The organism is Agromyces sp. NPDC058484 (assembly GCF_042720415.1).
GTDB lineage: Bacteria > Actinomycetota > Actinomycetes > Actinomycetales > Microbacteriaceae > Agromyces.
In genome coordinates, this window is record NZ_JBHXMP010000006.1 from 59,803 (window position 1) to 70,277 (window position 10,475).

Below are 10,475 nucleotides of genomic sequence, written 5' to 3' on the forward strand. Positions count from 1 at the left end.
CGTCGAAGGGCGTGACAGACTCGACGGCATGAGCATCTGGTTCGGCGAGCCCTCGCTCGAGTGGGCGAACTCGCGCGGTGACGGCACCGCCATCCGCGCTCTCGGCATCGAGATGACCGAGCTGACCGACGAATCGCTGAAGGGCCGCATGCCCGTCGACGAGCGCACCCGGCAACCCGGCGGGGTGCTGCACGGCGGGGCATCCGTCGCCCTGGCCGAGACGCTCGCAAGCTGGGGCGCGAGCTTCACCGTCGACCCCGCTGCGAACTACTGCGTGGGCATGGAGATCAACGCGAACCACACCAGGCCCGTCTCCGACGGCTGGGTCTACGGCGAGGCGAAGCCGATCGCCCGTGGTCGAACGACGCAGGTGTGGGAGATCAGGATCACGGATGCCGCGGGCAGGCTCGTGTGCGTCTCGCGCTGCACGATGGCCGTGCTCGCGAAGCCCTCGGAGTACTGAGCCGGTCGCGAGAAGCGGCCAAGATGCGGGGCCGCGATGCGGCCCCGCACCCGACCGCACTCAACTGCCGAAGACGCCGACCTCCCAGATGGAGTATCCGTACCTCGACGTGCGCTGCGTGCCGAGTATCCGCACGTGCCGCGCGCTCGTCGGCGCGAACGACGCGGTGTCGAGACCGCCGTCGCCCGAGGTCGTCGACCACACGGTGCGCCAGGTCGACGCGTCATCCGACACCTGCACCTCGTAGGCACGTGCCGCCGCGCTCTCCCAGTTCACGGTGACCCGGCTGATGGGCTCCGCCGAACCGAGGTCGACGCGGAGCCACTGGGGGTCGACGCCCCAGTGCCCGCTCGCCCACCGCGTGTTGCTGCTGCCGTCGAAGGCGCGATGCGCCGCGTAGCTCGTGAACGGGTTGTTCTCGTTCGAACTGGCCCACGCCGGCTTGCCGGTCGCAAGGTTCACGGTGCTCTCATGAGCGGTCGTGGCCTCCCACGTCTGCAGGTACGACTCGGGGCCGCGCATGAGCGAGTCGATCAGGGCCTCGCCGCCGCCGGCGACCCGGAGCTGCTCCACATAGTCGGGGAGGAGTCCAGCGTGCACGAACCCGTCGGCGTTGATGTCGAACGTGCGCTCGCCGCTGACCTGCCGGTCGATGCTCACGCCGCCGTCTGCGCTCGTGAACGGATAGCTCACCGTCGCCGACGTGCTCCCGGGTCCGGGGTGGCCGCCGACGCCATTGAAGTCGAGGCCGAATCCGTACCCCTTGTCGTACTGCTCTCGGAGGGCGTTGTCCTGCTGCCACTCGTCGATGAAGCCGGCCGCGTCGTGCGGGTAGCCCGTCTTGAAGCCGCCGAGGCGGTAGAGGCGTTCGGTGAAGTGCTCGTCCATCCAGCTGTGGCTCGACAGCACGCCCGGGTAGTCCTCGGCCTCGAGGATGTCGAGGGCTCGGCCCGCGGCCTTCACGCTCATGTGGTCGAGCTCGACCATCATGCCGCGCGCCATCATCGCCCGCAGGGCGTACTCGCCGAGCGAGGTGAGCCCGCGAGTGTTGCAGTTCTTACCGGCGCTGTACTCGGGAACCTCCACACCACCCGGCAGCTGGTCCTCCATCTCGGGGACGGTGGCATTGCCGATCGGGTTGTCGTGCAGCGCGGTCGGGCAGGTCTCGGTCTGCCAGAACGTGCCGGTGGAGGAGAACTGGCCGACGTTGATGATCGTGCCCTGCGTACCGGTGTCGAATCGCACGCCGCAGAGCGCGTTGTCGAACTTGTGGCAGAGGAACATGCTGCTCACGCCCATGGCCTCGAACTCGTCGAGGCCCCGGTCGATGTCGGCCTTGGAGCACTGCGCGACATCCAGGATCATCTTGCACCCGAACGGCTCGCTCATCTCGACACCGAGCACGACGGCGAGCCTGCCCTGCTCGATCACGGCACGCGCGTCGGCCGGGTTCGTCACGATGCGGAAGAAGCCCCGGCCGGGCCCGCCGTAGATGCCGTCGATGTACGCCTCCATCTCGCGCGCCTTCTGCGCCTCGAGCCGGATCGCGGTCATCTCGTCGCAGGAGCGGTCCTTCGGCTGGATCGGCAGCGAGCAGATCACGCCGTTCGTGACGAGGTCGTTCACGAGCACCCGCTGCCCGCCGCGCCAGGCGCGCTCGACCCAGGCGTAGTACGACGCCTGGTGGCTCATCGAGGTCGTCTTCGGCCAATCCGCGAACGTCGGCCATCCGACCGGGTCGTGGTGGCCGTCGGGATCGCTCGTGAGATTCTCGAACGTCGCCCCGGCGCCGTCGGGGTAGTGCTCGGGACAGTCCTTCAGCGCATCCGCGACGCCGTTCGGCGAGAACGGGGCGCCGCAGATGAGCCGCCCGCCGAAGCCCTCGTTCGAATTCAGGTGCGTGTGCGAGTCGATGAGCCCGCGAACCTCGCCGCCACCGTGCCGGTGAACGGCGCGCCCGTCACGTTCAGCTGCACCTCTTCCGCCGGCCGGTTCGGCGCGTCCCACCAGCCGGTGGATGCCGCGCTCGCGGGTTCTTCGCCGCTCGCGAGACCCGGCGGCAATGCCATGAGGACGCCCGCGAGGGCCGCCGTGGCGACCAGGAACGCGCGCGTTCCTCGCCGTCGACGTCTCGATGCCGTGGTGCGTGCGGGCGGAACGGTTGGTGCCTCGGGAACGCGTGACGGATCGATCGTCATCTGAGCCTCCTTGCTCGATGGCGAGGAGCCTATTGTGGGTCGAACGTCTCAGTCAAGCGTCCCAGAGCAGGATCCTCCCGATCGAACTCGCTCGCTCAGCCGGCTCACACGCGCACGTGTGGGAGAATCGACCCGTCCTGCTCGGACGCCTTCCCCCACCCCCGAGGAGCCATCGCTCGCATGTGCGGCATCGTCGGCATCGTCTCCACCGAGCCCGTCAACCAGCAGATCTACGACAGCCTGCTCCTCCTGCAGCATCGCGGCCAGGACTCCACCGGCATCGCCACTGCCGACGGCCCCGTCTTCCACATGGCGAAGGCCCGCGGGCAGGTGCGCGAGGCGTTCCGCACGCGCGACATGCGGTCGCTGCTCGGCAACATCGGCCTCGGCCATGTGCGCTACACCACGAAGGGCGCGGCCGAGCGCGAGGAGGAGGCGCAGCCGTTCTACGTGAACGCGCCGTACGGCATCATCCTCGTGCACAACGGCAACCTCACCAACACGCGCGAGTTGTCGGGCGACCTGTTCTCGATCGACCGCCGGCACGTGAACTCCACGAGCGACACCGAGATGCTGCTGAACGTGCTCGCCACCGAGCTGCAGGGGCGGATCACGGGCCTCGACCTCGACCCCGACCAGGTGTTCCAGGCCGTGTCGCAGGTGCACCAGCGCGTCGAGGGCTCCTACGCGGTCATCGCGATGATCGCCGGGTACGGGCTGCTCGCGTTCCGCGACCCGTTCGGCATCCGTCCGCTCATCCTCGGCAGGCGCGTGACGGATGCCGGCAAGGACGAGTGGATCGTGGCATCCGAGTCGCTCGTGCTCGAGAACGGCGACTACGAGATCGTGCGCGACGTCGAGCCCGGCGAGGCGATCTTCATCACCCTCGACGGCGAGATGATCTCGCGGCAGTGCGCGGCGAACCCGCGACTCGTGCCGTGCTCGTTCGAGTACGTGTACCTCGCCCGCCCCGACTCGGTGATGAACGGCATCTCGGTGTACGAAGCGCGCCTGCGCATGGGCGACCGGCTCGCCGGAACGATCGCAGCCCACATGGACAAGGGGGACATCGACGTCGTCATGCCGATTCCCGACTCGTCACGGCCGTCGGCGATGCAGGTCGCGCAGAAGCTCGGCATCGAGTACCGCGAGGGCTTCTACAAGAACCGCTACGTCGGCCGAACGTTCATCATGCCGGGCCAGGCTGAGCGGAAGCGTTCGGTGCGCCAGAAGCTGAACGCGATGGGCACGGAGTTCAAGGGCAAGAACGTCCTCATCGTCGACGACTCGATCGTGCGCGGCACGACCTCGAAGGAGATCGTCGAGATGGCGCGCGCGGCCGGCGCCAACCAGGTGACCTTCACCTCGGCCGCTCCCCCGGTGCGCTACCCGCACGTGTACGGCATCAACATGCCGAGCCGGCAGGAGCTCATCGCCCACGGCCGCCGGATCCCCGAGATCGCGCGCGAGCTCGGCGCCGACCACATGATCTACCAGGAGGTCGCCGACCTGCAGGCCGCGATCACCGAGGGCACCTCGATCGAGCAGCTCGACCTGTCGTGCTTCACGGGCGACTACATCACCGGCACCGTCACCGAGGAGTACCTCGAGTGGGTGGAGCGCACGCAGCTGAGCTGAGCGCTCTCGCCGAGGATGGTGCCGTCGGGCTGCGGTGAAGGCCTACTCCTCGAGGCGGTGCGCGGACTCGTGCTGCACGGTCACCGAACGCGCTCGCTTGGCCGACGCGCGGTCGACGATCAGGGCGACGACCGCGCCCAGCGCGGCGCCGATCGTGCCGCACACCAGCAGCAGGAAGCCGAAGACCTGACCCCTGTCGAATTCGATCAGCTCACCCTCGACCGTGGGCTGACCCGAGAACGTGAACGTGAGGATGAGCGCCACGACCGCGCCGACGACGGCGCCGAGCGCGATGAACGCGCCGAAGCGGGGGGCGCGGCGCACACTGACGGTGTCGCTCGTGACATCGATCTCGAGGGGTCCGTCGACGCCCTGTGCGGGGGAGGGCTCGGGCGTCTCGGGGGAGTTCTGCGTGTCGCTCACCCCTCCATTGTCCCGCACCACGCACCCCGCGGCATCCGGCTCCGCGACATCCGCCCCAGCCTGAACCTCCTACGTCTGCGGTGAGACCGCGATCACCGGGAGGTGGCCCGCGAGGTCGGCGCGCTGGCCCGAGGCGTGCACGCGGCCCGCGGCCCGCGCGTCGCGCCACGAGAGGTCGCCCGCCGCGAGGGCGAGCCAGGTCGCGGCATCCGTCTCGACGACGTTCGGCGGTGTGCCTCGCGTATGCTTGGGACCCTCGACGCACTGCACCGCACCGTGCGGCGGCACCCGCACCTCGACGGTTCCACCCGGGGCCTGCTCGGCGAGCAGTTGCAGCGTGTACCGCACCGCGAGCGCGAGGGTCGAGCGGTCGACGGATGCCGCCCCGCCGGTGCTGCCCGCACCGTCACCATGCTGCGCGACGATCGCCCGCACCGCGGCGACAGCGGCTCGCCCCACCTCGTCGCCGATCCGCACCCGTGCCATGCCTCCATCCTCCCCCACGGCGGGGGAGCCGAGAGCATTCCCGCCCCCACGGAAAGAGGTTCCAGGCGGCGTATGCCAGTTGCGCCTCATCGAGGTGTGGGCGTCTCGAATCGTGTTGAGGCGCAACTGGCATACGCGAATCGCGACGCCTCAGCCAGGAGCGTCCTCCCGGTGGCTCGAAGAGCCCCATCGGGTAGCCTGATCCGGTGAGAATCCTCGTCCTCGGCTCGGGCGCGCGCGAGCACGCCATCATCCTCGCGCTCCTCGACGAGGAGGCCGGCCACGAGATCATCGCCGCTCCCGGCAACGCGGGCATCGCGGCATCCCATCGACCCTTCGACAGGCTCAGGGGAGCCCAGGGTCAGGGCGCCGCCGCCACCTCGCCGGCCCGTGGCAGCGTGACGACCATCGCCCTCGACCCGACCGACCCCGTGCTCGTCGCCGACTATGCGCAGGGCAGCGACATCGAGCTCGTCGTGATCGGGCCCGAGGCGCCGCTCGTCGCGGGCGTCGCCGACGCGCTGCGCACCCGCGGCATCGCCGTGTTCGGGCCGGGAAAGGCGGCCGCCGCACTCGAGGGCTCGAAGACGTTCGCGAAGCGCATCATGGAGGCCGCCGGCGTGCCCACCGGACGCGCGACCCTCGCCGACACCCTCGCCGAGGTCGAGCACGCCCTCGACGAGTTCGGCAGCCCCTACGTCGTGAAGGCCGACGGGCTCGCCGCAGGCAAGGGGGTGCTCGTCAGCAACGACCGCGATGCGGCGCTCGCGCACGCCACCCACTACCTGCAGCAGGGTCCGGTGCTCGTCGAGGAGTTCCTCGACGGCCAGGAGGTCTCGCTGTTCCTCCTCTCCGATGGCACGAACGTGCTGCCCCTCTCGCCCGCCCAGGACTACAAGCGCCTGCGCGACGGCGACCAGGGCCCGAACACGGGCGGCATGGGTGCGTACTCGCCGCTGCCGTGGCTCGTGGCCGACTTCGGCAGCGAGCAGGCATTCATCGACGAGGTCATCGAGACCATCGCGTTGCCCACCGTCCGGCAGCTCGCCGCCGAGCAGACGCCGTTCATCGGGCTGCTCTATGCGGGCCTCATCCTGACGCCCCGGGGTATCCGCGTGATCGAGTTCAACGCGCGCTTCGGCGACCCCGAGACGCAGGTGGTGCTCCCCCGGCTCGAGACGCCGCTGTCGGGACTGCTCTTCGCCGCGGCCACGGGCGGGTGCGGTTCGCTGCCGCGTCCGGTGTTCCGTGCGGATGCCGCGGTCACGGTCGTCCTCGCGAGCGAGGGGTATCCCGAGGCCCCCGAGACCGGCCGCGTCATCGAGGGACTCGACGCTGCGGCATCCGTTCCCGGAGTGCACCTCGCGCACGCCGCGACCGCCGTGGGCGCACCCTCGGACGGCGACGGCGTGCCGCCGCTCATCGCGACCGGTGGCCGGGTGCTGAACGTCGTGGCGGTCGGCGCCGACTTCGCCGAGGCGCGCCGCCGTGCGTACGAGGCGCTCGGGCACCTGCGGCTCGAGGGCGGACAGTACCGCACCGACATCGCCGCGCGCGTCGCGCAGTGAATCGCGCATGGGCCGCGCAGTGAGGAGACCGGAAAACATGACCGACGCACCAGACCTCGGCGGCTGGACGCACGTCTACTCGGGCAAGGTGCGCGACCTGTACGTGCCCACCACCGCGCTCGACGACGACGACACGTGGACGGGCGACCCGCTGCAGCACTCGCCGGTCGTGCTCGTGGTGGCGAGCGACCGCGTGAGCGCCTACGACCAGGTGCTCGAGCCTGCGATCCCCGGCAAGGGCGCCATGCTCACGAGGCTGACCCGCTGGTGGTTCGACGAGCTCCCCCAGGTGCCGAATCACCTCGCCTACGCCGAGGACGACCGCCTCGACGTGCCGCCGATCCCCGACGAGGTCGCCGATCGTGCGACCCTGTGCCGCACGCTCGACATGTTCCCCATCGAGTGCGTCGTGCGCGGGTTCATCACGGGCGGCGGGTGGAAGGAGTACCAGGCAACGGGCGCCATCGGCGGCATCCGCCTGCCCGAGGGGCTCTCGAACGGCGACCGGCTGCCCGAGCCGATCTACACCCCCGCCTGGAAGGCGCCGATGGGCGAGCACGACGAGAACATCTCGTACGAACGAACCGTCGAGCTCGTCGGCGAGACCGTCGCCGAGCAGTTGCGGGCGCTGTCGCTTCAGGTCTTCGCGGATGCCTCGGCCATCGCCGAGAGCCGCGGACTGATCCTGGCCGACACGAAGCTCGAGTTCGGCGCCGACCGCGAGATCGGCATCGTGACCCTCGCCGACGAGGTGCTCACGAGCGATTCGAGCCGGTACTGGGATGCCGAGGCGTACGCCACAGGCGCGACGCCCGAGCTGCGCATGGCGAGCTTCGACAAGCAGATCGTGCGCGACTGGCTCGCCGTGAACTGGGATCAGGATGTCTCCGAAGAGCCGCCGACGCTCCCGCACGAGATCGTCGAGCAGACCGCCGAGCGGTATCGCGCCCTGGTCGAGCGACTGACCACGGGGTGAGCATGGCCGCGGCGGGCGCGCCATCCCCGGTGCTGCTCGTGGGCAGCCCGCTTCTCGGCGGCGGCATGTGGGAGCCGGTCGCAGCGCTGCTTCGCGGCGCGGGACGGCAGGTGCGGGTCATTCCGGCCCCCGGTGCGCCAGTGGCTCGGCCGCGCGATGTCCCCGAGGTGCTCGCCCGCACGCTGGCTGCGATCCCGCGCGATGTGCCTGTCGTCCTCGTCGTGCACTCCAACGCCGGCAACCTCGTCCCGGGCATCGTGTGCGAGCGCGAGGTCCTCGCGGCGGTCTTCGTCGATGCCGTCGTTCCTGCCGCATCCGGCACCTCAGCCGTGGCGCCCCTCGTACTCGTGGAGCAGCTCGCGCCGCTCGCCGACGACGCGGGACTGCTGCCGCCGTGGAGTCGGTGGTTCCCCGATGACGCCATCGGTGAGCTCGGCCTCGAACCCGCCGTCCTCGATGAGCTCCGTCGGCAGGAGCCGCGGGTCCCTCTCTCGTACCTCACCGATGCGTTCCACGTTCCCTCGGGCTGGCGCGAATCGGTCCCTTGCGCCTACGTCGCGTTCGGGACGACCTACGCCCGCGAGCAGCGCCTCGCCGCGTCCCTGGGCTGGCCGGTGGTCGTGCTCGACGGCCGGCACCTGCACCCGCTTGTCGCGCCCGACGAGGTCGCCGCGGCGATCTCGAGCACGCTGGACGCCCTGCTCCCCTCGTCTTCGGCGTGATGCAGCGCCCGCCCTGGGCGGCCGCTTGGCGACACGTTCCCATCTGGTCGTGTGGGCCGGGCCTCACGTGAGGCGCAGCTCACACGAAGGATTCGTACGACCGGTCGAGATCCACACCGCCGCCGTGAGCCGACGAGCGGGCGGGCGCTTCGGCCTCGGGAATACGCGGGCCCGGGGCATCCGTTACCATTAGTTGTGATGACAACCAATTGCCTTCCCTCGAACGACCTGCTCGCCGCCGGCACCGGCATGGGCGCCGTCACCCTTCGGGTGGGCGACCTCGACGCGATGATCCGCTACTACCGCGACGCCGTGACCCTGCAGTTGCTCAGCCACGACGGCGCGGTCGCCGTGCTCGGCCGCGGCACGACGCCCATCGTCATCCTCGAGCACGCGCCCGAGCTGACGCACGCGAGCCCGCGCGACGCCGGCCTCTTCCACACGGCGATCCTCTTCGACACGCGCGAGGCGCTCGCCGCCGCGGTGTACTCGATCGCGACGAGGCACCCCGGCACGTTCACCGGCAGTTCCGACCACCTCGTGAGCGAGGCGTTCTACTTCAACGACCCCGAGGGCAACGGCGTGGAGCTCTACTTCGACCGCGACCGATCGCAGTGGAGCTGGACGCACGGGCAGATCGAGATGTCGACCCTGTTCCTCGACCCGAACGTGTTCCTGCGCGAGCACCTCACCGAGGCCGCAGCGGATGCCGCGGCATCCGGTACCGGCTTGGGCGACGCCGTCGTCGGCCACGTGCACCTCTCGGTCGGCGACATCCCGAGCGCCCGCGAGTTCTACGTGCACCGCCTCGGCTTCGAGACCACGACCATGTACGGCAGCCAGGCGCTCTTCGTCTCGGCCGGCGGGTATCACCATCACATGGCGATGAACACGTGGAACAGCCTCGGCGCCGGCCGTCGCCGTCTCGCGCTCGGCCTCGGCAAGGTCGAGATCGTCGTGCCGGGCGCCGACGATCTGGGCGCCCTCGGCGAGCGGATGTCGCACCACGGCGTTCGGTCCCGCGACGACGGACGCACGCTCGTGTTCGACGACCCGTGGTCGAACCTCGTCGAGGTGCGCGCCGCGGAGTGAGCCCGGCGCTCAGTGCCGCGCGCGCCGCGGTCCCTGCCGGGACGTTCGCGGCCCCTTCGCGTGCGACATGTCGTGGAACGCGTCGAAGCCGAGGCCGACGCCGGGAAGCGGCGTGACATCGGGCCGGGCGCGAAGTCCGTCGAGCACGATCGTGAGCTGCCGTCGCCAGAATGGGAGGTAGGCGCCACCGTACTGACCGACCGAGCCGAGCATGTCCACGAGCACGCTGAGGTCGACCCCGGTCACGTCGGGCCGCAGCGTGCCCTCGGCCTGCGCGCGGGAGACGAGCCGCTCGATCGGCTCGGCGAACTCGGTGCCCGGCTTGTAGCCGGGATCGATCTCCGCCATGCGTCGCATGACCGCGGGCAGGTACGGCGATTCGGCGACCCACGCGGCGAGCCGCTCGAGGTAGAGCTCGACCGAGCGCCATCCCGTCTCGGCGCCGAGGATCTCCGGCGCGAAGTCGTGCAGCTCGGCGACGCCGGTGTCGTAGAGCTCACGCACGAGCGCGTCGCGCGTGGGGAAGTGGCGGTAGACGGTACCGGCCCCTACCTGCGCGCGGGTGGCGAGTTCATCGAGCGGCGCTTCGATGCCCCGCTCCGCGAAGAGGATCCTCGCCTCGGCGAGGAGTCGTTCGTGGTTGCGTCGCGCATCGCGACGCGACGACGCACTCGATGTCACGAGTTCACTGTACGCCTCACGCGGGGTGTATGATTCGGAGTGTCGACTCCGTTTCAACCGGAGGTACGACGAACGACCCTCTTGGGGAGAGGGATCGCGGTGCGACGGGTGCGGTCCGGTATGACTGGACAAGTCACCCCTCGCACCCCGCCTAACACGGCCACGGGCACACGGACAGCCCCCAACAAACACGACCATAAAAACCAAGGATAAGAGAAAGAGGTTACG

Annotated in this window: 11 protein-coding genes; 6 read left to right on the top strand and 5 right to left on the bottom strand. The window is 70.0% G+C overall.

The genetic code is table 11. The annotated features are described in order from the left end of the window. Positions 1-28: 28 nt before the first annotated feature. The gene (locus ACFWN7_RS06735; protein WP_376937990.1) at positions 29-463 is read left to right on the top strand and encodes a hotdog fold thioesterase; all 435 of its coding nucleotides are present in this window, start codon (positions 29-31) and stop codon (positions 461-463) included. A gap of 60 nt (positions 464-523) precedes the next feature. On the opposite strand, the gene ACFWN7_RS06740 is transcribed toward ACFWN7_RS06735, so the two are convergent. Together ACFWN7_RS06740 and ACFWN7_RS06745 are read right to left on the bottom strand one after the other, a co-directional pair. Next, the gene (locus ACFWN7_RS06740; protein ID WP_376937991.1) at positions 524-2,470 is read right to left on the bottom strand and encodes a discoidin domain-containing protein; all 1,947 of its coding nucleotides are present in this window, start codon (positions 2,468-2,470) and stop codon (positions 524-526) included. After that, complete coding sequence (locus ACFWN7_RS06745; protein ID WP_376937992.1) at positions 2,356-2,661, bottom strand: hypothetical protein; 306 nt, start codon at positions 2,659-2,661, stop codon at positions 2,356-2,358. Before ACFWN7_RS06745 ends, ACFWN7_RS06740 begins: the two co-directional genes overlap by 115 nt. 180 nt (positions 2,662-2,841) lie before the next feature. Here ACFWN7_RS06745 and purF point away from each other — a divergent pair, with 180 nt between their 5' ends. After that, entirely contained in the window at positions 2,842-4,299 is a 1,458-nt protein-coding gene (gene purF / locus ACFWN7_RS06750) for an amidophosphoribosyltransferase (RefSeq protein ID WP_376937993.1), read from the top strand. Positions 4,300-4,341: 42 nt separating this feature from the next. Here purF and ACFWN7_RS06755 read toward each other — a convergent pair whose 3' ends face one another. Both ACFWN7_RS06755 and ACFWN7_RS06760 read right to left on the bottom strand, forming a co-directional pair. Then, positions 4,342-4,722 carry a potassium transporter Trk gene (locus tag ACFWN7_RS06755; RefSeq protein WP_376937994.1) on the bottom strand — a complete coding sequence of 127 codons (381 nt, stop codon included), beginning with the start codon at positions 4,720-4,722 and terminating at the stop codon, positions 4,342-4,344. Positions 4,723-4,791: 69 nt separating this feature from the next. Continuing rightward, on the bottom strand, positions 4,792-5,208 hold the full coding sequence (locus ACFWN7_RS06760) for a sterol carrier family protein (RefSeq protein WP_376937995.1): 417 nt from the start codon (positions 5,206-5,208) through the stop codon (positions 4,792-4,794). Positions 5,209-5,414: 206 nt separating this feature from the next. On the opposite strand from ACFWN7_RS06760, the gene purD reads away from it, so the two are divergent. The 4 genes from purD to ACFWN7_RS06780 all read left to right on the top strand — a co-directional run bounded on the left by purD (position 5,415) and on the right by ACFWN7_RS06780 (position 9,566). After that, a complete protein-coding gene (purD, locus tag ACFWN7_RS06765) occupies positions 5,415-6,776 on the top strand; it encodes a phosphoribosylamine--glycine ligase (RefSeq protein ID WP_376937996.1) in 1,362 nt (453 codons plus the stop codon). Between the two features lie 37 nt (positions 6,777-6,813). Then, on the top strand, positions 6,814-7,752 hold the full coding sequence (locus tag ACFWN7_RS06770; protein WP_376937997.1) for a phosphoribosylaminoimidazolesuccinocarboxamide synthase: 939 nt from the start codon (positions 6,814-6,816) through the stop codon (positions 7,750-7,752). Between the two features lie 2 nt (positions 7,753-7,754). Continuing rightward, the gene (locus tag ACFWN7_RS06775; RefSeq protein WP_376937998.1) at positions 7,755-8,474 is read left to right on the top strand and encodes an alpha/beta hydrolase; all 720 of its coding nucleotides are present in this window, start codon (positions 7,755-7,757) and stop codon (positions 8,472-8,474) included. A gap of 198 nt (positions 8,475-8,672) precedes the next feature. Then, entirely contained in the window at positions 8,673-9,566 is an 894-nt protein-coding gene (locus tag ACFWN7_RS06780; RefSeq protein WP_376937999.1) for a VOC family protein, read from the top strand. 9 nt (positions 9,567-9,575) lie between these two features. On the opposite strand, the gene ACFWN7_RS06785 is transcribed toward ACFWN7_RS06780, so the two are convergent. Next, the gene (locus tag ACFWN7_RS06785) at positions 9,576-10,247 is read right to left on the bottom strand and encodes a TetR/AcrR family transcriptional regulator (RefSeq protein ID WP_376938000.1); all 672 of its coding nucleotides are present in this window, start codon (positions 10,245-10,247) and stop codon (positions 9,576-9,578) included. Positions 10,248-10,475 lie beyond the last annotated feature (228 nt).